Annotated in this window: 18 protein-coding genes; 14 read left to right on the top strand and 4 right to left on the bottom strand. The window is 66.1% G+C overall.

Going from position 1 to position 23,434, the window contains the following annotated elements; translation table 11 throughout:
- Positions 1–29 precede the first annotated feature (29 nt).
- Together BLT40_RS20605 and BLT40_RS09505 are read right to left on the bottom strand one after the other, a co-directional pair.
- Positions 30–1,037, bottom strand: coding sequence for a hypothetical protein (locus BLT40_RS20605; protein ID WP_090352764.1), 1,008 nt, complete (start codon positions 1,035–1,037; stop codon positions 30–32).
- Between the two features lie 201 nt (positions 1,038–1,238).
- A complete protein-coding gene (locus tag BLT40_RS09505; protein ID WP_090352763.1) occupies positions 1,239–3,131 on the bottom strand; it encodes an LTA synthase family protein in 1,893 nt (630 codons plus the stop codon).
- A 177-nt stretch (positions 3,132–3,308) separates the two neighbouring features.
- On the opposite strand from BLT40_RS09505, the gene glnE reads away from it, so the two are divergent.
- From glnE to BLT40_RS09485, 4 genes are all read left to right on the top strand, one after another.
- Positions 3,309–6,194 (top strand): bifunctional [glutamate--ammonia ligase]-adenylyl-L-tyrosine phosphorylase/[glutamate--ammonia-ligase] adenylyltransferase, encoded by a 2,886-nt coding sequence (glnE, locus tag BLT40_RS09500; RefSeq protein ID WP_090352762.1) that lies wholly within the window; start codon positions 3,309–3,311, stop codon positions 6,192–6,194.
- A 49-nt stretch (positions 6,195–6,243) separates the two neighbouring features.
- The gene (locus BLT40_RS09495) at positions 6,244–7,176 is read left to right on the top strand and encodes a nucleoside hydrolase (protein ID WP_079520381.1); all 933 of its coding nucleotides are present in this window, start codon (positions 6,244–6,246) and stop codon (positions 7,174–7,176) included.
- An 88-nt stretch (positions 7,177–7,264) separates the two neighbouring features.
- A complete protein-coding gene (locus tag BLT40_RS09490; RefSeq protein WP_036110142.1) occupies positions 7,265–7,510 on the top strand; it encodes a type B 50S ribosomal protein L31 in 246 nt (81 codons plus the stop codon).
- A gap of 266 nt (positions 7,511–7,776) precedes the next feature.
- Entirely contained in the window at positions 7,777–9,072 is a 1,296-nt protein-coding gene (locus tag BLT40_RS09485) for a citrate synthase (protein WP_090352761.1), read from the top strand.
- Positions 9,073–9,203: 131 nt separating this feature from the next.
- Here the strand turns inward: BLT40_RS09485 and BLT40_RS09480 are convergent, their stop codons facing one another.
- Entirely contained in the window at positions 9,204–9,860 is a 657-nt protein-coding gene (locus tag BLT40_RS09480) for a hypothetical protein (RefSeq protein ID WP_090352760.1), read from the bottom strand.
- A gap of 34 nt (positions 9,861–9,894) precedes the next feature.
- Entirely contained in the window at positions 9,895–12,471 is a 2,577-nt protein-coding gene (locus BLT40_RS09475) for a penicillin-binding protein 1A (RefSeq protein WP_043696079.1), read from the bottom strand.
- Between the two features lie 235 nt (positions 12,472–12,706).
- On the opposite strand from BLT40_RS09475, the gene BLT40_RS09470 reads away from it, so the two are divergent.
- From BLT40_RS09470 to BLT40_RS09425, 10 genes are all read left to right on the top strand, one after another.
- Positions 12,707–13,765 (top strand): pilus assembly protein PilM, encoded by a 1,059-nt coding sequence (locus BLT40_RS09470; protein ID WP_036110152.1) that lies wholly within the window; start codon positions 12,707–12,709, stop codon positions 13,763–13,765.
- Positions 13,765–14,511, top strand: coding sequence for a PilN domain-containing protein (locus tag BLT40_RS09465; protein ID WP_079520382.1), 747 nt, complete (start codon positions 13,765–13,767; stop codon positions 14,509–14,511). The genes BLT40_RS09470 and BLT40_RS09465 overlap by 1 nt, the downstream gene beginning before the upstream one ends.
- Positions 14,508–15,158, top strand: a complete 651-nt coding sequence (gene pilO / locus BLT40_RS09460; RefSeq protein ID WP_036110159.1) for a type IV pilus inner membrane component PilO — start codon at positions 14,508–14,510, stop codon at positions 15,156–15,158. The genes BLT40_RS09465 and pilO overlap by 4 nt, the downstream gene beginning before the upstream one ends.
- Positions 15,158–15,685: a pilus assembly protein PilP gene (locus BLT40_RS09455; RefSeq protein WP_036110163.1), complete on the top strand. Its 528-nt coding sequence runs from the start codon at positions 15,158–15,160 to the stop codon at positions 15,683–15,685. The genes pilO and BLT40_RS09455 overlap by 1 nt, the downstream gene beginning before the upstream one ends.
- A 19-nt stretch (positions 15,686–15,704) precedes the next feature.
- Positions 15,705–17,984: a type IV pilus secretin PilQ gene (locus tag BLT40_RS09450; protein ID WP_090353850.1), complete on the top strand. Its 2,280-nt coding sequence runs from the start codon at positions 15,705–15,707 to the stop codon at positions 17,982–17,984.
- A 139-nt stretch (positions 17,985–18,123) separates the two neighbouring features.
- Positions 18,124–19,116, top strand: a complete 993-nt coding sequence (locus BLT40_RS09445) for an AAA family ATPase (RefSeq protein WP_036110165.1) — start codon at positions 18,124–18,126, stop codon at positions 19,114–19,116.
- 152 nt (positions 19,117–19,268) lie between these two features.
- Positions 19,269–20,033: a DUF58 domain-containing protein gene (locus tag BLT40_RS09440; protein ID WP_255363983.1), complete on the top strand. Its 765-nt coding sequence runs from the start codon at positions 19,269–19,271 to the stop codon at positions 20,031–20,033.
- A 20-nt stretch (positions 20,034–20,053) separates the two neighbouring features.
- Positions 20,054–20,542: a DUF4381 domain-containing protein gene (locus BLT40_RS09435; protein WP_176809138.1), complete on the top strand. Its 489-nt coding sequence runs from the start codon at positions 20,054–20,056 to the stop codon at positions 20,540–20,542.
- On the top strand, positions 20,535–21,515 hold the full coding sequence (locus BLT40_RS09430; RefSeq protein ID WP_043698355.1) for a VWA domain-containing protein: 981 nt from the start codon (positions 20,535–20,537) through the stop codon (positions 21,513–21,515). Before BLT40_RS09435 ends, BLT40_RS09430 begins: the two co-directional genes overlap by 8 nt.
- Positions 21,512–23,434 carry a tetratricopeptide repeat protein gene (locus BLT40_RS09425; RefSeq protein WP_090352757.1) on the top strand — a complete coding sequence of 641 codons (1,923 nt, stop codon included), beginning with the start codon at positions 21,512–21,514 and terminating at the stop codon, positions 23,432–23,434. The genes BLT40_RS09430 and BLT40_RS09425 overlap by 4 nt, the downstream gene beginning before the upstream one ends.

Below are 23,434 nucleotides of genomic sequence, written 5' to 3'. Positions count from 1 at the left end.
CTTCGATGTGAGTCAGCGCCGTTGGCGGTTCAGTACGCGATGGTCGCCGATGTCGGCGTCGTGCTCAGTCCGTAATTGCACTGCGGATCGATGCCCGACGTATCGCTACCCTGCCACGGCGGTGACGCTACGCGCTGGTTGTTGCGGTCGTAGACCTCGATGTCATGGAAGGTGATCGGTCCTCCGGGATACTGCCCGCACGTCGCGACGCTGTACACCTCGAGCACACCACCAAAGACCCAGGTCAGATCCGCATACGGATTGGTCGTCAGCGAGCTGGTCTGGCCCGTGGTCGTGTTGCGCGAGTCGATCTTCCACGTCGAACAGGCTTCGCCCGCCGCGCATGTGGAGTACGTATCGCCCACGACGTTGTCACCTGCGCTTGCCGGTATCGGATCGCTGTGGAACGTCGTGCCGTCGACACAGCAGTTCCAGCTCGCCAGCGTCCACGCCTTGTCGCCGTAACCGTTCCAGCCAAGTACGGGCTGAAGGATGGACTGCACGTTGGGCAACTGTTCGAGGCCGGGGAAGAAATAGATCACCTGGTCGCTCTGCGTCGTCGGCGCACTGGGCACCGTCCACGTGGCCACGATGCGACCGATGGGCGTGCTGCTCGCGTAGTTTGCTGACTGCACCCAGCCGCTCTGCGCCGGTGGCGGCGTCGCCGCGGACCGTAGCGTATGGCGGCCGTCCGCTTCGACGCGTTCGCCCTGCAACGTGAAATTGGCCTTGCCGCAGGTAGCGGCTTTCTCCGTCATGCCCGAGGCACGTTTAATCAGACCGTTTTTCTGAAGCTGATCGCCTGCATGCACGGTGGCGACGCAGTCGGGTGAGAAATAACCATTGGGTGTGACGACGTAATCGTCCGGAACGCCCGCGGGCTTCGCGGTGGCCGGCATGGCGCCGACGCGGGTGAGTTGAAGCGTAGGCGCTGCCTGCGACGTATCCGCCGCGCTGGCGCTCAGCGTTACGGAGAACATGGCCGCGATGATGCCCGCGCGCGCCACAACCCTGCCGATTGAAGCGAACCTCTTCATGCGTACGACTCCTGCGTTGGAAGGATATCGTCCATGTGCCGCCGACCGGATGATCGACGTGCGTCCCCCAGGCTCCTTTGCACTACGACGAGTGCAGAGCCACGCTAACAGTGCGGTGACAGGTATTTTGTGACGCAGGCGCTATTTGAATGACAAATAGCTACGTATGCCATTTTTGCGCACGAAACCTTCAGCGGCGGCCTATTGTCCCGCGCCGGACGCCGCGGCTTCTTCGGCTTCACTGGCCTGACGAGCGACCAGGTTCGGATCGGGCTGCGCGTATTTCGCCACCAGGGGGTCGAGTTTCCGCTTCATGCGCAGCAACGCGACGTTGCGCATCGAGGTGTCGGTGAATTTCAGGCCGGCGTCTTCAGGCGCTTCCCTCGCATCGGGTGCGTGTGTCAGGGCCGCCAGTTGTCCACCGACGACCTGCGTCAGCGCAAAGTACGCATCGTCATGCACGCCAGCCTGTTCCAGCAGTTTCCCCGGCAGCATCCACGATGCCAGATCGGTCTTTACCGGAGCGGGGCCGTCCTCGTGTGCGTCGATCAGAATGTACGGCACGGTCTGAGTCAGCATGTCGCGACCGTTCGTGAAGCCGGCCTTGGCGTAAGTCTCGGTCAATGCGGGCAGGTGGTCGCCGTAAAACAGCAGGAGCGTCGGACGCTCGCGCTGCTTCAGGAGCTCGGCGAGGCGTCCGAGCTCGGCGTCCGCGTGACGCATGTGATAGATGTAATTGCGCAGCTGCAGCTTGGCATCATCGCTGATGCCATCCGGCACGGGAATGGCGTCGCGCTCCTTCGTGTCGATGTTCACCGACTTGTCGTAGGGCCCATGCGCCTCCATGCTGATGGCGAAGACGAACCGGGGCGGCCCGTCGTTCTTCAGCTGGCTCATGATTTCGTCGGTCATGGCGCTGTCGGCCATGTATTCGCCGTCCTTGCGGAAGCCCTTCGGGAAATCGGGCTGCGAAACGAAGCGATCGAAACCCAGCGATCTGAAGGCGGCCGTGCGGTTCCAGAAGCCGGCGTCGTTGCCATGCACGGCGATGGTTTCGTAGCCGTGCGAGCGCAGTACGCGAACCATGCCCGGCATGACACCGGCCTGCATCTGCAGATACGGGAATTGCATGGTCGGGAAGTAGCGCAGCGACAAGCCGGTCAGGACTTCGAATTCGGTGCGGATGGTGCCGCCGCCAAAGGTCGGTACGTGCAGCTGGCCCGTGCTGGCATGCTCGGCCAGGCGATGCAGGTTGGGCGCGAAGTCCTCCTGCTCGATGCCCCTGATGACGCTGGGATCAAAGAAGGACTCGCTCTGCACGATCACGATATCAGGCGTTTGTCGGCCATTGGTGGCGGCCTCCGCCATGTGCTGGCGCAGGTCGCCGCCGGTCGCGGCGATGAATTGCTCGGCCTCGGCGGGATCCGCTTTCTCCTTCTTGCCCGCGTTCTGCAGGCGGAACTGCATGATCGTGGTCACGACGCCGTTGTAGCCCGCGTTGGACGCGGCCGACCACGGCTGCATGCCAAGCCGGTCCTTGTTGTACATCTTCGACCACGCGGGAACGCCCGCGAGTAGCGTGCCGATCAATGCAAAAAGGGTAAGCCCGGTGATCAGTCGACGCCCGTGCGTGCGGCGCGCGAACAGCGCCGGCTCGAACCGGGCGACGATCGCGATGAGGCCGATGGTGCCGAGGATCGCGAAATACGGCAGGGGGCTCGAGGGCAGGTAACCGCCGAGCAGGTGCAGGCCACCATTCTTCAGCTGACCCACCATGCGGAAATCCGCAGGTAACAATGGCGAGCCGAGATTCTTCATCTTGATGGCGCTCACCGCGAGCACGGCGCCCTGCACCATGAACGCGACGCCGAACGACAGCCACGCCCGTCGGGTCAGCACCAGAAGCAGAAAGGCGAGCATGAGCCCCGGCAAGGCGTTGGCGAACAGGTGCCACGGGCGGTCGGCCCAGGCGCTGCTGGCGACGCCGGGATTCCCATCGAGGAACCCGGTATAGAGGACGAACGCGACCGCGAGCAGGAGCGGCAAGGCGACCCGTCCGGCGATGTCACGCCAACGCGTTGAATTGACAGTCATAACGTCCTCTTGTCACGCCCCTGTCAGCGAGGGGGTAGGGACTGTAACGCAACGGACATGAACCGGTTGTCAGGCGGATGCGCCATGTCGCGACGAAAAAGGTCATGATTCGTAAGAAAAATCTGAATCCTCTCACCCGGCCGCCACAGGCCTCGTCTCGGGCACAATGACCGCCTCATGAATGCTTCCACGCCAACACCGCGCGAAAGTCCCGAGCTCCGCGCCCTGATCGACCACCGCTACGCCGACGTGATGGCGGCGTGTCGTGCCGCGCGCATCCCCTTGCACGATGACGCGGGCGTCGCCGAGCGTATCCGCCGCACGCTTCTCGCCTCGGACTTCGCTTTCGATGTCCTGCGACGTCAGCCCGAGTTGCTTGCGCCAGCGGGACTGGAGCGACTGCGCGGCAATGCCGACGCGAGCACGCGCGCCACCTCGCTCGATCTGCCCGCCGACGAAGATCGCTGCATGGCGATGCTGCGCCGTTTCCGGCACGCGGAGGCGCTGCGTATCGTGTTTCGCGACGTCAACGGGCTCGACGATGTCGATGACACCTTGTCGTCGACGAGCGCGCTCTATGAAACGCTGCTGTCGGCCGCCCTGCGCTGGTCGGAGCACTCGTTGCACGCGCGCTTCGGCCGCCCGCGCGATGCGGCCGGTGTCGAACAGCGCATGGTCGTGATCGGCTTCGGCAAGCTGGGCGGCAACGAACTCAATTTCTCCTCGGATATCGACCTCGTGCTCGCCTACGCGTCCGGAGGTGAGACCGACGGCTCGCGTCCACTCGACAATGGCGAGTATTTCATTCGGGAGACGCGACAGCTCGTACGGCTGCTGGCCGAGCCGACGGTCGACGGCATCTGTGCCCGTGTCGACCTGCGACTGCGTCCGTTCGGCAACGCCGGGCGGCTGGCGTTGCCTTTCGCCGCCATGGAGCAGTACTACCAGCGCGAAGGCCGTGACTGGGAACGCTACGCGTGGATCAAGGCGCGACCGGTGGCGGGCGATCGCACGGCCGGTCGCGAATTGCAGGACATGCTGCGGCCGTTCGTTTACCGGCGCTATCTCGACTACACGGCGTTCGCCGGGCTGCGCGAGATGAAGTCGCTGATCGATGCGGAGGTGGCGCGAAAAGACCTTGCCGGCAACCTGAAGCTGGGTCCCGGTGGTATTCGCGAAATCGAATTCGTGGTGCAGCTCACCCAGATGATTCGCGGCGGTCGCGACCCGGCCCTTCGCGTGCGGGGACTGCTTCCCGCCCTGCGGGCATGCGAGGCGAAGGGCTATATCCCCAAGGCGCGCGCGAAGCTGTTGCGCGAGGCTTATCTCTTCCTGCGCCTTCTGGAGAATCGTGTGCAGATGTTGCGCGACGCGCAGACGCACGATATTCCGGACGACGAGCTGTCGCGCGAGCGCCTGGCGCTGGGTCTGAACTACCCCTCGTGGGATGCGCTGGCCGAAGTCCTGACGCGTCACCGCGACGCGGTCTCGGCGGAATTCGCCGCGGTGCTGGTGCCGCAGGCAGGCGGGAAAGCCGTCGCGCCCGCCGCCGACGTGGAGCTGTGGGAGGCCGCGCGGGACGAATCGCTGGTGGCGGCGACGATGGAAGCCTCCGGTTTCCGGCCCGGACACGACGTGGCGTCGGAGCTGATCAAGTTGCCTCGGGCGGCATCGGTGCGGTCGATGTCGGCGCGTTCGTCCGAGCGCCTGCAGCGGCTCATGCCGCAGCTGATCGGTGCCGCCCGCAGCAGTGCGTCGCCGGCATCGAGTCTGTTGCGCATGCTGCGCCTGGTGCAGGCCGTCGCGCGCCGTTCGTCGTATCTCGCGCTGCTCGACGAGCAGCCCAGTGCGCGCCGTCGTGTCGCCACGGTATTTGCGGACAGCGCGTTCCTTGCCGAGCGGGTGATTGCGCAGCCGCTGTTGCTCGACGACGTGCTCGATCCGCGCATCGATCAGCTGCCGCTGAAGCGCGCGGACATCGCGGTGGAGATGGCCCGCTCGCTGGGCACGCTCGACGAGCGCGACGCCGAGCACGAACTCGAGCGCATCAATGAATTCCGTTCCAGTATCGCCTTCCGGCTGGGTCTCGCTTTCAACGACGGTCGTGCCGACGCGACCGCCACGGCGCGTCGTCTCGCCGGACTGGCCGAGGCGGTGGTCGCCGCGGTGCTGGCGCTCGCCACGCGCGAACTGACCGCTCAGCACGGGCGCCTTCCCGGGGAGGGCAGCGGCTTCGCCGTGCTCGGCTACGGCAGCCTGGGCGGTGAAGAGCTGGGTTTCGCCTCCGATCTCGATCTTGTCTTCGTCTATGACGGCAAACGCGCCAATGCGATGAGCGATGGCCCGCGTCCGGTCGATGGCACCCGGTGGTATCAGCGTCTCGCCCAGCGTGTCATGCATTGGCTGAGCGCTCAGACGCATGCCGGCAAGCTCTACGATGTCGACACGCGTCTGCGGCCGGACGGTTCGAAGGGGTTGCTGGTCGCCAGCGTGGATGCCTTCGAGGCCTATCAGCGCGATCGCGCCTGGACCTGGGAGCATCAGGCGCTCCTCCGGGCTCGTCCGGTTGCCGGCGACGCGCGCGTGGGCGGCCAGCTGGCGGAGATCCGTCGGGAGATTCTCGCGACGCAGCGGGACGGTGTGCGGGTGTTCGCTGAAGTCAGCGCCATGCGGACTCGCTGGCGCGGCGAGCGCGACCGGTCGGATGCCGAGCAGGTGGATCTGAAGCAGGGCGTGGGTGCGCTGATCGACATCGAGTTCATCCTGCAGGGCATGGTGCTTGCGCACGCCGCCAGCTGTCCGCCCATTCTGGATACGCCGGCCAGCAGCAGCCTGATCGACGTGCTGCGCGAGCAGGGGCTGCTGACCCAGTCGCAGGCGGATACGCTGCACCTGGCCCATGCGGATCTGCTCCAGGCGGGACTTACGTGCACGCTCGATCTTCGTTCGCGCATCGCGACCCGTACCCCGTCGCTCAGACGGGTGCTCGCTGGCGTGAGCCAGGTCGCGTCGGAGCTCGGCTTCGAGTTCGGCACGGCCGAGATCGCGTCGCAGGCTGTCTGAAGGGCCCGGCCGGCGGTATGCTGTCCGGCCGTCCACGGACCGATAACCGATGACCCGACTTCCGTTGCTGATCGACACCGACCCCGGCGTGGATGACGCGCTGGCGATCCTCATGGCGCACGCGCATACCGATGTCGCCGCCCTGACGGTTGCCGCGGGCAACGTAGGCCTCGGTCATACGGTGCGTAACGCCCGTACGCTGGTCGAACTGATCGGAGCGACGACGCCCGTGTTCGGCGGATGCCCGTCTCCGCTGGTGCGTGCGCCCGATGAGGACGCCGCGTTCGTCCACGGCGCGGATGGCTTTGGCGATGTCGGCTTTCCTGAGCCCCAGCATGCTGCGGAGGCCGAGCACGCCGCGCTCGCGCTGATCCGCCTGACCCGCGAACGTCCGGACGAGCTCACGCTCGTCGCACTGGGTCCCCTGACGAACCTGGCCCTGGCCGTGCGTCTGGACCCGACGCTGCCTGCGCGCGTGAAGCGCCTGGTCATCATGGGCGGCGCCGTCACCGGTCACGGCAACACGGGGAAGATTCCCGCCGAGTTCAATATCGGATTCGATCCCGAGGCGGCGCACGTCGTCTTCGAGGCATTCGAGCACTTCGATCTGGTGGACTGGGAGGCGACCGTCCGTCACGCCTTCCCCGACGAGGTCTACGAGCGCTGGGTCGCCTCCGGCGATAAGCGCGCCTCGTTCTTCGAGAAGATCTTCGCGACGGCCCGCCGCTTCAACGCCGAGCACGAGCGTACCGGGTTCATCGCGGCCGACGCGCTGGCCATGGCCGTGGCGCTGGATCCCGCCATGATCGTGCGCGCCGAAACCCGCCACGTCGCCATCGAGCTCGACGGGCGACTCACGCGTGGCGCTACCGTGGTCGACTGGCATGGCCGTCTCGGCGGCAAGCCGAACGCCCGCATCGTGCTCGAGGTCGACCAGGCCCGTTTCGGCGAGCTGATCGCGGGCGCACTGGGCGCCGTCTGAGATCCCGCCCGCGGTGCCGGCTTGCACGACCCCGGACCCCGGGCTACAATGCCGCTCTTTTCACCCCGCTATTTCTCAGGTTCAAGCCATGAAAGAGAACATTCATCCGAAGTACCAGTCGGTGGTCTTCCAGGACCTTTCGTCCGATTTCGCGTTCCTGACGCGTTCGACGATGTCCTCCAAGGAGACCGTCAAGTGGGAAGACGGTAACGAGTACCCGGTCATCAAGCTCGATATCTCGAGCCACTCGCACCCGTTCTACACCGGTAAGCAGAAGACGCTGGACATCGGCGGTCGCGTCGACAAGTTCCGTCAGCGCTACGGTCAGAAGTAAGACCGCACCATCCGCGCGCCGCCTGCGGGGTGGCGTGTCGCGAGGATAGAGGACACGGGGCGAGCCCATGGCTTGCCCCGTGTCTTTTTGCGTGTGCGATTTACACGCGGTCCTAACGGACGTTTGAATCGTCGCTGTGTGATAATGGGGAACTTCGGTCGCGGGTTGCGGCCGGTACGGGACCTTCCCCAGGGTGCCGTTATTCCAACCATTGCTACGTCGTTCCATTGCGTGGAGCGGCGGGAACAAGCACAGAGGAGCTCGCCGTGTCCGACGCCAAAACCGTCAAATTGGTCGATGAATCCAACAAGCCCGTGAGCGAACTGCCGGTCATCGGCGGCACGCTCGGCGCCGAGTGCGTCGACATCGGCACGCTGTACAAGGACACCGGTTACTTCACGTACGATCCGGGTTACGGCAGCACCGCCAGCACCAAGAGCGCCATCACGTACATCGACGGCGACAAGGGTGTCCTGTTGTACCGCGGCTACCCGATCGAGCAGCTGGCCGAGAAGTCCACCTTCCTCGAGACCTCGTACCTGCTGCTCAACGGCGAACTGCCGACGAAGCCGGAGTTCGAGAAGTTCTCCGGTGAGGTCACGCATCATTCGATGATGCACGAGAACCTTAAGGACTTCCTCAAGGGTTTCCATCACAACGCGCATCCGATGGCCATGCTGGCCGCGTCGATCGCGTCGCTGTCGGCGTTCTATCACGACAAGCTCGATGTCGATAACCCGGAAGACCGCAAGCTCGCCGCCGTCCGTCTGATCGCCAAGATGCCGACCATTTCGGCCGCTATCTACCGTCATTCGATCGGCTGGCCGACGCGCTACCCGCGCAACAACCTCGAGTACGTCACCCGCTTCCTGCACACCATGTTCGAAGTGCCGAGCGAGCCGCTCGAACTGAATCCGGTGGTCGCCAAGGCGCTCGACCTGCTGTTCATCCTGCACGCCGATCACGAACAGAACGCGTCGACGTCGACGGTCCGTCTGGTCGGCTCGACCGGAGCCAACCCGTACGCGTCCGTTGCCGCCGGCATCACCGCGCTCTGGGGTCCGGCGCACGGTGGCGCCAACGAAGCCGTGCTCAAGCAGCTCGAAGAAATCGGTACCGCCGACAAGGTCGAGACCGCGGTCAAGCGCGCGAAGGACAAGAACGACTCCTTCCGTCTGATGGGTTTCGGTCACCGCGTTTACAAGAACTTCGATCCGCGCGCCAAGATCATCCGCGAGATGTGCCACAAGGTGCTCGAGGAGCTCGGCGTCAACGATCCGCTGCTCGACGTCGCCATGAAGCTGGAAGAAGCCGCGCTGAAGGACGACTACTTCGTGGAGCGCAAGCTCTATCCGAACGTCGACTTCTACTCGGGCATCATCTACAAGGCGCTGGGCATCCCGACCGAGATGTTCACCGTGATGTTCGCCATCGCGCGTACGTCGGGCTGGATCTCCCACTGGATCGAGCAGCACGAAACCCCGGGGGCCCGCATCGGCCGCCCGCGTCAGATCTACACCGGTGCCGACGTTCGCGATTACATCCCGAACGACAAGCGCTAAAAAGGAAACCCCGCGAAAGCGGGGTTTCTTTTTAGCGCGGTAGGAGCGCGCCCCGCGCGCGAAAGGCCAACGGAGCGACGAAGCGGTACCCCGTCACCGCCCTGTTGGCTTTTCGCGCGCGGGGCGCGCTCCTACATGGCCGCGTTGTAAGCGGCCAGGTCCTCTTCCGCCAGCAGGTTCTGCACCATCGACGCGGTGGCGCGGCGCATCGGCCGTTCGTCGACACGGTCCAGTGGCGCCTGGCGCAGCGCGTCCAGTGGCAGCACGGTGAGGTCGAACGGGATACCGTCCGCACCGAACAGCAGTACCGGATGTTCGCTCTGTTCGTTGTTGGACCAGCGCAGCCGGCGGGTCTGGGTCTCCAGCGGAATGCCTTGTTCCTGCAGGAACAACACGGGCGCTTCAGGGTCATCGCTGAACAGGTGCAGGCAGACGGCCGAGTGCTCGTCCGCCGTGCCTTCGAGCACCGCGCCGACCAGTCGTGCGTCGAACCCGCGCAGAAACCGCATCGCCTCGATGGCTGCCTCGCGACGTGCCCGCAAGGCCTGTGGCTGAGTATCGGCCTGGAAGATGCGCTGGTGTTCGCGCAACGCGTCTTCGATCTCGTTGTTGCGCGGAAGGGCCTGGGTGTCGACGATACCGAGCCGCTCCGCCGCCTTCAGCTTCGCGTGGTGGAAGTCACGAATGCCATGCTCGCTCATCAGGCGCGCCGCCTCCTGGGCGACGAGGACGCGATGCCGCTGCGTCCGGTCCTGCGCATGGATCTTGTGGTGCTCGCCTCGTGCCATGACTCACCCCCGTGTGGTGTGTAATGTGGACGTATCAGAAGATGTCGTAGGCGTGTTCCTGCTGATCCTCCTGCTGTTTCTGCGCCGCCTGTTCGCGAAGACGATCGACATCCTCGACCTTCATGATTTCGTTCATGCCGCCCGGTGAGGGCAGGCCGGAGCCCGGATCGATCTGCACCGTGGCGATGCCCGGAGGCATGGCCAGCGTATGCGACGGCTTGTCCTTGAGTACGGCGCCCATGTAGTCCATCCAGATGGGCAAGGCCGCCTTGGCGCCGAACTCGCCGCGACCCAGGGAGCCGAAGTCGTCGAATCCGACCCAGACGGCGGTGGAGACATCGCCATTGAAGCCGACGAACCACGCGTCGCGGTGATCGTTGGTCGAGCCCGTCTTGCCGGCGATATCGTCGCGACCGAGCGCGCGCGCCGCCGAGCCCGTGCCGCGCTTGACCACGTCCTGCATCAGCGAGGTCACCAGGTAATCGTTGCGCACGTCGATCACGTGCGGCGCCAGCTTGGGCGCCTGCGCTGTATTGTCGTGGGCATCGGCGGGCAACACCGCATCGCCCGTGCCGCTACCGGCGGCCGTGCTGGCGGCGGCGGGCTTGGCCGGGATCAGCGCCGTCGATGGCTGCGTCGGCGGGCCGGCGGGCGTCGGGTTGAGCAGGCGCTCCTGGCAATCCGAGCACGCGCGCTCGGGGTTCGCCACGTAAACCGGCTTGCCGTCCCGATCGTCGATGCGCGAGATGAAGTAGGGCGTGATGAGGTACCCGCCGTTGGCGAACACCGCATAGCCGCGCGCCATGCTCATCGGCGAGACCGAGGCGGTACCCAGCGCCAGCGAGAGGTTCTGGGGCAGGGCGTCCGGCGTGAAGCCGAAGCGCGTCATGTAATCGCGGGCGAAGCGCAGGCCGATCGCGTCCAGCAGGCGGACGGAGACCAGATTCTTAGACTGCACGAGCGCCTCGCGAAGGCGCATGGGGCCGGCGAACTTTCCGTCGTCGTTCGCGGGCGTCCACATGCCGTCGGGGCGCGACGGGTCGGGGAAGGCCACCGGCGCGTCGTTGACGATGGATGCGGGTGTGAACCCGCGCTCGAACGCGGCCGAGTAGAGATAGGGCTTGAAGCTCGAACCCGGCTGCCGTGCGGCCATGACCGCGCGGTTGAACTTGGACCGTACGAAGCTGAAACCGCCGACCAGTGCGCGGACCGCGCCGTCTTCCGGGTCCAGCGACACGAGGGCGGCCTGCACGGCGGGAATCTGGGTCAGGCGCCACGGCCCCTTGGCTGGCTCCGGATGGGACTCGGTGCTGACTTTGGCGGTATCGGCGGCGCTGGCGTTCTCGGACAGGTCGTCCTTCTCGCTGCGGATCAGGCGGACGATGTCGCCACGCTTGAGCACCGTGTCGACGCGTGTCGGAGCGGCTCCCGCACGCCCTTCGTTCACGTAGGGCCGGGCCCAGGCGATCGACTCGAGGCTGATGGTGGCGGTTTCCTTGGCGGACAGGTACACCGTGGCCTCCTTCGCGCCGGTCGCGGTCACGATGCCGGGCATCATGCCGGCCACGCTCGTGTAGCCCGCGAGAACGCGGTCGTAGTCCTCGGGGCCAGCCTGCGCGGGCAGTTCCTCGTGACCCTCGGGGCCACGATAGCCATGGCGGCGGTCATAGGCGGACAGGCGTCCGCGCAGCGCGTCGTTGGCGGCGGCCTGACTGTCGCTCGGCACGGTGGTGCGCACGACATAACCTTCGGTCAGGGCGTCGTTGCCCAGCTTCTCCAGCACCTGCTGGCGGACCATCTCGGCGAGGTACGGCGCATCGACTTCGATCTGCTGCTCGTGCGGGAAGGCGTCGTTGGGCTCCTTCACGGCCTCGTCGTATTCGGCCTTGGTGATGAACCGGTTCGACAGCATCTGGCCCAGCACCCAGTTGCGCCGGGTGACCAGTCGCGCCTGGTTGTTCAGCGGATTGACCACCGATGGCAACTGGAACGTGGACGCCAGCGACGCGCATTCGGCCACCGTCAGCTGGTCGAGGGTCTTGCCGTAGTAATACGAGGCTGCGGCGGCCAGTCCGTAGGACCGGTGGCCCAGGAACATCTTGTTGATATAGAGCTCGAGGATCTGGTCCTTGGTCAGCTCGTTCTCCATGCGCAGCGCGATGAAGACTTCCGTCAGCTTGCGCGAGTAGAGCTTCTCGGGGCTGAGGAAGAAGTTGCGCGCCACCTGCTGGGTGATGGTCGAGCCGCCGGGTCCCTTGTCACCGCCGGAAACGATCACATGGATGCCCGCGCGGGCGATGCCGTGCCAGTCGACACCCGGGTGGCTATAGAAATCCCCGTCCTCGGCCGATAAGACAGCATTCTTGAGGCGTGCCGGAACGTCGGCGATGTGGACCGGGACGCGGCGGGTTTCACCGAAGGAGGCGATCAGGCGTCCATCCGAGCTCAGGACTCGTAAGGGAACCTGCATGTGATAGTCGCGCAGGACCGCCACGGAAGGCAGGCGTGGCGCCAGGAGCCAGTAGGCGACGCCGATGGCGCCCGCCACGAAAAGGATGCCGGCCAGGGCGAGATACAGCGCGATGCGCAGCAGACGCTTGAGAATTCGCATGGAAGAGAAGGGGTCACCGGCGGATGGGTCGTCGCGGAGTATAGAGCCTCGCCGGGGGGTGGGGCGGGTGACCCGGGTTCGACGGGGTGTGAGAGGGTTTCGCTAACCCAGTGACAGGATTTGTGAATTAGTGCCGGTAAGGGCTGAAACGGCCCGTTGCCAATCCGTTAAGTTTTAGATCTAATGCCTTCGCGCCGAAGACCAATTCCGACAAGGCGCGGGGAAGGGGGACAACGTGGGGCTCTTTACACCCAAAGCGGCGCCGCTCATCGGCGTCGATATCAGTTCGACCGCAGTAAAGCTGCTGCAGCTCAGTCAGGCAGGTGGACGCTACCGCGTCGAGCACTACGCCGTTGAGCCGTTGCCGCCAAATGCCGTCGTTGAAAAGAACATCGTCGAGGTCGAGGCGGTAGGCGAAGCCATTCGCCGCGCCCTGGCCCGGTCCGGATCCAAGCTCAAGCACGCGGCGGCAGCCGTGGCGGGTTCGGCCGTGATCACCCGCATCATTCCCATGTCCGCCGATCTCTCCGAGGACGACCTCGAGGGGCAGATCCAGGTCGAAGCGAACCAGTACATCCCCTACCCGATCGAGGAAGTCAGCCTCGATTTCGAGGTCATGGGGCCGGTGCGTGACAACCCGGAAATGAATAACGTGCTTCTGGCGGCCTCCCGCACCGAAAACGTGGACATGCGCATCGCCGCGCTCGACCTGGGCGGTCTGACCGCCCGCGTGGTCGACGTCGAGGCCTTTGCCATGGAGAACGCCTTCGGGATGGTCGCCGACCAGCTCGCGGTGTCGCGCGACGCCCTGGTGGCGGTGGTCGACATCGGCGCGACCATGACCACGCTGGCGGTACTGAAGAACCAGCGGACCATCTACTCGCGCGAGCAGGTCTTCGGCGGCAAGCAGCTGACCGACGAAATCATGCGTCGCTACGGCCTCTCCTATGAGGAAGCCGGTCGCGCCAAACGCAAGGGCGGCCTGCCCGAATCGTACGAGATGGAGGCACTGGAGCCGTTCAAGGAGTCGCTGGTCCAGCAGGTCAGCCGCCTGCTCCAGTTCTTCTTCGCCGGTAGCGAATACAGCCGCGTCGACCAGGTGGTTCTCGCCGGCGGTTGCGCCGCGATCGACGGCATCACCGAGTTGCTCGAGCAGCAGCTGGGCGTGCCGTGCGTCGTCGCCAACCCCCTGGCGCGCATGTCGCTGTCCAGCCGCGTGCAGGCACAGACCCTGGCCCAGGACGCCCCCGCGCTGATGATTGCCGTCGGCCTCGCCATGAGGAGCTTCGACTGATGGCACGGATCAACCTACTTCCCTGGCGTGCCGAGCGCCGTAAACAGCGCGAGCGGGAGTTCTACATCCAGCTCGGTCTGGCCTTTGGCGCCGCCCTCGTGGTGCTCATCGGCTGGTCGCTGTGGATGGACGCCCGGATCGACAACCAGAACGAGCGAAACGACTACCTGACCACCGAGATCAAGCAGCTCGACGATCGCATCGCGAAGATCAAGGATCTCGAGAAGGTCAGGGCCGATCTGCTCCAGCGTAAGCAGATCATCGAACAGCTGCAGGCCAACCGGTCGCAGATGGTCCACCTGTTCGACGAACTGGTGAAGACGATCCCGGCATCGGCTCGCCTGGCCGGCATGAAGCAGTCGGGTGACTCGATGTCGCTCGATGGCGTCGCCCAGTCGAACTCCAGCGTGGCCGAGTACATGCGCAACGTCGAGGCGTCGCCCTGGATGGGCCATGCCGACCTGCGCAAGACCGAGAACACGCATGACGCCTCGCGCATGCCGTATGCCTTCGGTCTCGACGTGCACCTGAAGAGCCCGGGCGACAATCCGCAGGACGGCGCCCCCGCCGGTGCCTCCACGGTCGCCCCGCCGGCCGCCGCGGTGCCCGCGCCGCTGGTCAACGCCGCCAATGCCGTTACGGCCAGCCCGGGTGCTCCCGCACCCGCCGCGGCGCCGGCTACGCCTGCCACTCCGCCGGCGGCCACGCCTGCGGCTGCCGCCGCTCCGGCAGGAGTCAAACAATGAAATTCTTTGACGATCTGCGCAATCTCGATCGGCACAACGTCGGTGGCTGGCCGAAGCCCATCAAGATGTTTTTCACCGGCCTGGTCTTCGTGATCGTGGTGCTGGCTGGCTGGTACTTCCAGATCAGCAGCCAGCAGGACGACCTGGCCAGCGCCGAGTCCAAGGAAACCAGTCTCAAGTCCGAGTTCTCGCAGAAGCAGGCCAAGTCCGCCAATCTCGAGGCCCTGGAGCAGCAGCTTTCCGACATGCAGGACATGTTGCGGACCCTGCTGCGCCAGTTGCCGAGCAAGACGGAAATGCCCGAGCTGCTGATCGACATCTCGCAGACGGCGTTGGCCGCGGGCATCGAGACCGAGCTGTTCCAGCCCGGTCCGGAAACGCCGAAGGACTTCTACGCCGAGAAGCCGATCACGCTGCGCATGGTCGGTACTTACCACCAGTTCGGCACCTTCATCAGTGGCGTGGCCTCGTTGCCTCGCGTCGTGATTCTGACGCTGCACGACGTCTCGCTGAGCCCGAAGAGCACCGACAAGAAGGCGGCCGGCAACGGCCAGCTGGTTCTCCAGGGCACCGTGAAGACCTACCGCTACCTCGAGGACGACGAGACGCCGCAGGCGAAGAGCAAGCTGCAGAAGGGGAATAAGTGATGAATCGCCATTACTCCCTCGCCCGCCCGCTGGCCGTCGCGCTGTTCGGTGTCATTTCGCTCGCCGGTTGCACCAAGGGCACGTCCGACCTGCGCGAGTGGGTCGACGCCGAAAAACACAAGAAAGGCGAGCCGATCCCGCCGTTGCCGGTGATCCGCACGTTCGAGACGTTCGCTTACCAGGACCAGGGCGCACGCGATCCCTTCAGCCCGAGCACGGCTGAAATGGACAGCAATGTCGCCAGTGGTCCCCGTCCGGACGAAAACCGTCCGAAGGAACCCTTGGAAATGTTCGGCCTCGACGCTCTCAAGATGGTTGGCACGGTTGGTGCTGGTGCAAACCTGGAGGCGCTTGTGAAGGATCCCGGTGGGGTGATCCATCGTGTCCATCGCAATGAGTACATGGGGCAGGCCTACGGACGCATCACGGCCGTTGGCGAGGATCGGATCGATCTGGTCGAACTGGTGCCGAATGGCTCGGGCGGCTGGATGGAGCGTCCGGCAAGCATCGCGGTCGGCGAAAAATAAGAACTCGGGGATGACGCACATGACGACCAAACTGAATCATCTGCCGGGTAGCGCGCGTCTTCGCACGCGACGCTGGATCCTCGGCACCGCGCTGGCCTTCGCCGGCGGTTTCGCCAGTGCCGCGTCGGCGGAGAACACGTTGCAGAACGTGAGCTACGACGCTCAGCCCGGCGGCCGCATCGAACTCCGGCTGGCTTTCTCGGAAAAGGCACCGGATCCGAAGGTCTTCACGACCAACAATCCGCCGCGTATCGCGATCGACCTTCCGGACACCACCAACAGCTACAGCACCCGCCATCTCGATATCGGCAAGGGTTCGACATCGGGCGTGTCGGTGGTCTCCGCCGGTGGCAAGACCCGCGTCACGGTCGAGCTTTTCCGTGAGTCGGCATACCGCACGCGCGTCGATGGCAAGAACCTCGTCGTCACCGTGAACAACGGTCCGACGGGTGCCACGACGACGACGGCGACCGTTTCCGATCCGACCAAGGCGTTGCCTTCGTCAGCCGGCACGCCGGTATCGAACATCGACTTCCGTCGCGGGCCGAACGGCGAAGGCCGCGTGCTGGTCACGCTGGGCAGCTCGGCGACGACGCCGGAAATGCACCGCGAAGGCGACCACGTGATCGTCAGCCTGTCGGGCTCGTCGCTGCCGCCCAAGCTCGCTCAGCGTCTCGACGTGCTCGACTTCGCCACGCCGGTGCAGTCGATCGAATCGAAGTCGGCTCCCGGCGGTGCCCGCCTGGATGTCCGCACCAAGGGTGATGTCGAAGTCTCGGCCTATCAGAGCGGCAGCGATTATGTCGTCGAAGTGGCGCCGAAGAAGGCCGCCGCCCCGACGGGTAAGGCCGCGAAGGGTCAGGATCCGACGTATTCGGGTTCGCGTCTGACCTTCAACTTCCAGGACATTCCCGTGCGTTCGGCCCTTCAGCTGATCGCGGACGAAGCCAAGCTCAATCTGGTCGCCTCCGACAGCGTCGGCGGCAGCGTCACCCTGCGACTGGTCAACACGCCGTGGGATCAGGCGCTGGACGTGATCCTGCGGGCCAAGGGTCTGGACAAGCGTCGCAGCGGCAACGTCGTCTGGATCGCTCCGCAGGCCGAGCTTGCCAGCTACGAGCAGAGCCTCGCCGACGCTCGTCAGAAGGCCCAGGATTCCGCGGAGCTGGTGTCCGATTACATCCCGATCAGCTACGGCAAGGCGGAAGACATCGCCAAGCTGCTGACCCAGGGCAGCATGCAGGGCGGCGGTGGCAGCAGCGGCTCCAATACGACGCGTGGCTTCCTGTCCCCGCGTGGCAGCGTCTCGTTCGACGACCGCACCAACACGTTGCTGATCAACGACACGCCGGACAAGATCCGTGACCTGCGCGAGCTGATCGGTACCCTCGATCGTCCGGTGCAGCAGGTGCTGATCGAGTCGCGCATCGTGGTGGCGACCGATACCTTCACCCGCGAGCTGGGTGTGCGCTGGGGCGTCCAGGGATACAACCACAACAACGCCAACCAGGTCGTCGGTACGTCGCCGGATCTGAGCAGCGGCTCCACCGGTACCACGGCCGGCGGCACGGGCGGTCTGGTTACCAGCGTCCACAACAGCGATGTCGGCTATACCAACGCGGTGAACCAGTACAACGCCAACGGCGGCACGGGGACGATCCCGACGCCTGCCGCGGTCAGCCTGCCGGGTGGCTACAACGTCAACCTGCCGGTCGCCAACCCCTCGGGCAGCATCGGCCTGGCGATCCTGGGTGCGAACTATCTGGTCGACCTCGAGCTTTCGGCGGCGCAGACCGAGGGTCGCAGCGAGCTGATCTCCAGCCCGCGTGTGATCACGGCCAACCAGCAGGAAGCGGTCATCAAGCAGGGTCAGCAGATCGGTTATGTGACCTACCAGGCCTCGAGCTCCGGCGGCGGCGCGCAGAACGCCACGGTCCAGTTCAAGGATGCTGTGCTCGAGCTGCGTGTGACGCCGACGATCACCGCCGACAGCCGCGTGTACCTGAAGATCAACGTGAAGAAGGACGCGCTGGCCCAGTTCGTCGCCAGCCCGGGCGGCGGTTCGGTCCCGCAGATCGACACCCGCGAAATCAACACCTCGGTGCTCGTCGACAACGGTCAGACCGTCGTCCTCGGTGGCATCTACGAGATCACCAAGACGAACACGACCAAAAAGGTCCCGGGTCTTGGCGATATCCCCGGTCTGGGCGTGTTGTTCCGCAATACTTCGCGGACCAACGACAAGGCCGAGCTGCTGATCTTCGTCACGCCGCGGATCCTGTCCGACGCGCTGCAGTAAGCGCGTCGCCAGGACAACGGAGAAAGGCGGCCCGCGTGGCCGCCTTTTTCGTTTCGCGACCCGTGAACGACATCCGGGCCTAAACTTCCCGGCCTCGCTGTGGTCTCATCGGGGACTTCCACCGACACGAGAGCCCCCGATGTCCGAGACGCCAGCCGCCACGACCCCGCTCCAGGAGGCCTTCGTCCGCCTGCGCGAGGAACTGACCCGGGGCATCATCGGGCAACCTCACCTGGTCGAATGCCTGCTCATCGCCCTGCTGGCCGACGGGCACCTGCTGGTCGAAGGCGCGCCCGGTCTGGCCAAGACGACGGCCATCAAGGCGCTGGCGACGCGCGTGGAAGCCGACTTCCACCGCATCCAGTTCACGCCCGACCTGTTGCCCGCCGACCTGACCGGCACCGATATCTTCCGGTCGCAGACCGGCACGTTCGAATTCGAACGCGGGCCGCTGTTCCATAACATCGTGCTTGCCGACGAGATCAATCGCGCACCGGCGAAAGTCCAGTCCGCGCTGCTCGAGGCGATGGCCGAACGGCAGATCACCATCGGCCGCCGCACCTGGCCGCTGCCTGACCTTTTCATGGTGATGGCCACCCAGAACCCGATCGAGCAGGAGGGGACGTTCGCACTGCCCGAAGCCCAGCTCGACCGTTTCCTGATGCACGTGACCATCGGCTATCCGGACGCCGAGGCGGAACTCGCCATTCTCCGTCTTGCTCGGCAGCAGGCCCGCGAGGTCATGCACCCGGCGCCGCCACCGGCACACATGCTGCGCCCGGCGGACGTCTTCGCCGCGCGCGACGCGGTGCTCTCGGTACACATGGCGGCGCCGCTGGAGCTCTACATCACGCAGCTGGTCGTCGCCACGCGCGAGGCCGGCAAATACGGTGCGGAGCTGGCGCGCTGGATCGCCTGGGGTGCCAGCCCGCGCGCCACCATCGCGCTGGACCGCTGTGCGCGCGCGCACGCGTGGCTCGCCGGTCGCGACTATGTCCTCCCGGAGGATATCCATGCGATCGCCCACGAGGTGCTTCGCCATCGCGTCTTGCCGAGCTACGAGGCCGAAGCGGAAGGCGTGCGCGTGGATACGGTGATCGATCGCCTGCTGGACCTCGTGCCGCTGCCGTGAATGCCGCTGTCACCGACGTCGAAGGGCGCGTCCACGTCTCGCTCCCGGAACTCATCGCCCTGCGCTCCCGCGTCGCGCGTGCACCTGCTCCCCGGGTTGTATCGCGCGCTCCGCGACATGGCCAGCGCCCCGCGCGGCTGCATGGCCGGGGCATGGACTACGCCGAATCCCGCGTCTACCAGGCCGGTGACGATGTACGCCGCATGGACTGGCGCCTGACGGCGCGCAGCGGTGTCGCGCATACCAAACTCTTTCAGGAAGAGCGCGAGGGACGCCTGCTGATCCTGCTCGACATGAACGCAAGCATGCGTTTTGGAACGCGCACGCGCTTCAAGTCCGTGCAGGCCGCGCGAGCGGCGGCGACAGCCGCCTGGTACGCACTGCGCGGCACGGAGCGCGTGGGCGTGCTTGCCTTTGGCGGACAACGTCAGGTCGTCAGGCCTCAGGGCGGAGCGCGTGGCGCGCTGACGGTGCTCGGTGCGATCGCCGCATGGGATGCGCTCCCCGCGGATGGCGATGAGTCGCTGTCTTCCGCGCTGCAGCGGGCGGGACGATTGATGCACGGTGCGTCACGCGTTCTGTTGATCAGCGACGGATTCGCCGTGGACGAGGCCGCACGTGGCCGCATGCTCGGGCTGGTCGGCAAGGCTGAAGTCTCGGTGCTGGGCGTCGCCGATCCGCTGGAGCTCAGCGAACCGCCCGCCGGTCGCTACCCCTTCGCTTATCGCGGTACGCATTACGACATCGCGCTTCAGGGCGATCGACAGCGCGAAGAGTTCGCCCGCGGCCTCGGCGAAGGGCAGCGCAGACTGACCGCGCTGGCGGGCGGTCTTGGCCTGCGCGTGCGCACGATCGACACCACCGACGATCCGCTCGACGCGGTCACCGCGTTGCTGGGTACGAGGAGGGCGCGCTGATGCCGGATCAGGGACCCCGCTTGCGCGATGTTCACGTGCCGCACGTCTCCGCATGGTGGCCTTTGGCACCGGGCTGGTGGGTGCTGGCCGCACTGCTGCTGATCGTGGCGGCGGTGGTGATCCTGGCCTGGCGCAGACGTGCCGCGTGGCATCGGTACGTCGACGGCACGTTGCAGGAACTGCGTGACGCATCGCGGCGGCATGCGCAGGACGGCGACGCCGCGGCGTTCGCGACGACGGTCAGTCAGCTGATCAGGCGCGTGGCGCGCACGCGCGATCCACGAAGCGTGACCCTGCGCGGCGCCGCGTGGCGTGATGCGCTGGCGTCGATGGCGCCCCGGCAGGATGTCACGCGCATCGCCGAGCTCGATGTCGCCTTGTACCGCCCCGCGGTATCGCTCGACGCATCCGTCGTGGCTCGCGACGCCGAGGCCTGGGTCCGCCAGGCGATGCGTCGCGACGCGCAGCGTCCGCATGCGGGGAGGGCGAAGACGCATGTCGGTGCCTGATTTCGCGTGGCCCTGGGTGTTCCTCGCGCTGCCACTGCCGTGGCTCCTGCGTCGCGTCCTGCGACCGGTGAAGCCAGCGCAGGCAATGAATCTTCCACAGCCCGGCCTGACGTTGATGCAGGCGGCCCGGATGCGGGCGCCATTCGCATCGACGTTGTTGCTGGCGCTGGCGTGGCTCTGTCTCGTCACCGCGGCGGCACGGCCGCAGCGACTCGGCCCGCCGGAGCCGCAGCAGCGCAGCGGGCGTGCGACGATGCTCGCCGTCGATCTCTCGGGCAGCATGGCGCTCGACGACATGCGCCTGGCAGGACGCACGGTGACGCGTTTCGCCGCGGTCGAAGCGATCGCGGGCGATTTCATCGACCGACGTGCGGGCGATGAGCTGGGGCTCATCCTGTTCGGATCGCAGGCGTACCTGGTGACGCCGCTGACGTACGATCTCGACGCGGTGCGTGCGCAGTTGCATGGCGCCGTCGTCGGCCTGCCGGGACGGGAAACCGCCATCGGCGATGCGCTGGCTGTCGCCGTAAAGCGTCTCGCCGACATGCCCGAGCAGGCGCGCGTCGTCGTCCTGCTGACCGATGGCGTGAACAACGCGGGGTCGATCGCGCCGCGCGAAGCGGCACGCGCGGCGAAGGCCGCAGGCGTTCGTGTCTATACGATCGGCATCGGTGCCACCGCGATGCGCGTGCCCGACTTTTTCGGCAGCCGCACGGTCAATCCGTCGGCCGACCTGGACGTAGGCATGCTGACCGACATCGCCAACCAGACCGGTGGGCGGTTCTTCCGCGCGACGGATACGGATGAACTGGCGAACGCCTATCGTGCCATCGACGCGCTCGAGCCGGTGCCGCAGCAGGGCGCCGCCCTGCGCCCGCATGTCGAACTGTTTCGCTGGCCTCTCGTCGTCGCGCTGGGTTTGCTCGCGTTGGCCGCGCTGCCTCGTTATCTGGGTGGGAGAGTGCGCGCATGAGCACCTGGATCGCCGACTTTCATTTCCTCGAACCACGCTGGCTGTGGTTGCTGATCCTCGTGCCCGTCATCGGGTGGATCGTGGGGCGTCGCTCGGGAGAGTCCCGCGCCTTGTCCCGGATCGCGGACCCCGCCTTGCTTCCGTATCTGCTCGACGGCAAGCCCGCGGCATCGCGCGCGCCGGTCGCGGCGGTGGTCGCGGCATCGTCGCTCGCCGTGCTCGCGCTGGCGGGGCCCACATGGGATCGCCAGTCGCAGCCGCTGTTCGCCGAGCGAGCCGGGCAGGTCGTCGTGGTATCGATGTCACCGGACATGCTCGCGAAGGATATCGTTCCGGATCGCCTCAGCCGCGTGCGTTACAAGATCCGCGAACTGTATGCCGCGAACAAGGACGGCATGAACGCGCTGATCGCGTACACGGGCGAGGCATTCATCGTGGCGCCGCTGACCACGGATGCGCACAGCGTGGACGATCTGCTCACGGCGTTGTCGCCCGACACCATGCCGGTGACCGGCGATGATCCGGGCAAGGCGATCGACATGGCGGCGGACCTCATCCGTCACGCGGATCTGCGTGGCGGGTCGATCGTTCTCGTCACGGATCGCGCCGATGCATCCGCCGCGTCGGCAGCGCGCCGCGCGCGCGCGGCCGGCGCAACCGTGTCGGTGCTCGGCGTCGGTACGACGCGTGGCGGTCCCGTGCCGACCGGGGACGGGGGTTTCCTGAAGGACGATCGCGGCGATATCGCGCTGGCTGCCCGTGACGACGCGTCCCTGTCCGCCGTGGCATCCGCGGGCGGCGGCCGCTTCGTTCCCGTGGCGGATGGCGGCTCCGACGTCGCGGCGCTCCGGGCTTTTCTCAGCGGCGACGGTGACGGGAAGGCCGTTTCCGGCGCGAAGGCAGGTGAGTGGCAGGATCGCGGACCGTGGCTGCTCCTGCCCGTGCTTCTGCTGGTGGCGCTGGCGTTCCGTCGTGGCTGGTTGCTCGTTCTGGCGATGGCCTGTCTGCCATGGTCGCCGCCCGCTCATGCGGATGGCGTCGCCGATGCCTTCCGCACGCGCGATCAGCAGGCGGCGCAGGCCCTGCGCGAAGGCGATGCAAAGCGCGCCCAGGCGCTTGCACGCGATCCTGCCCTGCGTGGTGTGGCGGCGTATAAGGCCGGGGACTTCGCGACGGCGGAGGCGGCGCTCAAGTCAGGCAAGGACGGCGATTCGCAGTACAACCTCGGCAACGCGCTGGCGAAACAGCAGCGCTACGAGGATGCGATTGCCGCCTACGACCGTGCGCTGCGCATCGATCCGCATGACGAGGACGCGATCGCCAATCGCAAGGCGGTCGCGGATTATCTGAAGCAGCAGAAAGACGGTTCGAAGCAGCAGCAGGACAAGGGCGGCAAGCAGGACGCGAAGAACGGCGACAAGGATCAGCACGGCCAGTCGGGGCAGCAGGACAAGGGCCAGTCGTCCGGGCAGCAGGACGGCAAAGATAAACAGGACGGCCAGAGCGGGCAGCCGTCGGGCGCCGATGGAAAAGGCGAGGATGCGTCCGACAAGGGCGCGCAGGACAAGGCAGGCGAAGGCGAGGGCGGCGACAAGGCGAAGGACGACGGCAAGGGGCAGGCGCCGCAGGGCGACGCCACAGCCAAGTCCGCCGCCGAGCAGGCGCAGGCCGATCGCGCCCAGGCGGCGCTCAAGGAAAAGATGGATCAGGCGCTCGCCGGTAAGGCGGGGCAGCCGGATGCGAAGGACGACGGCAAGGGGCACGATCTGGGCGCATTGTCCGCCAGCGATGCCGCGTCGAAATTGCCGCCCGACGTGCAGCGCGCGCTGCTTCGCGTGCCGGACGATCCGGGCGGTTTGTTGCGGAGAAAGTTCATGCTCGAGTATCAGCGTCGTCATGGGACGGAGCCGGAGGAATGA

Source organism: Dyella sp. 333MFSha (genome assembly GCF_900102405.1).
In the GTDB taxonomy this organism is placed as follows: domain Bacteria; phylum Pseudomonadota; class Gammaproteobacteria; order Xanthomonadales; family Rhodanobacteraceae; genus Luteibacter; species Luteibacter mycovicinus.
The sequence above is the reverse complement of the archived record's forward strand: the minus strand, read 5'-3'. Positions and strand labels throughout refer to the sequence as shown.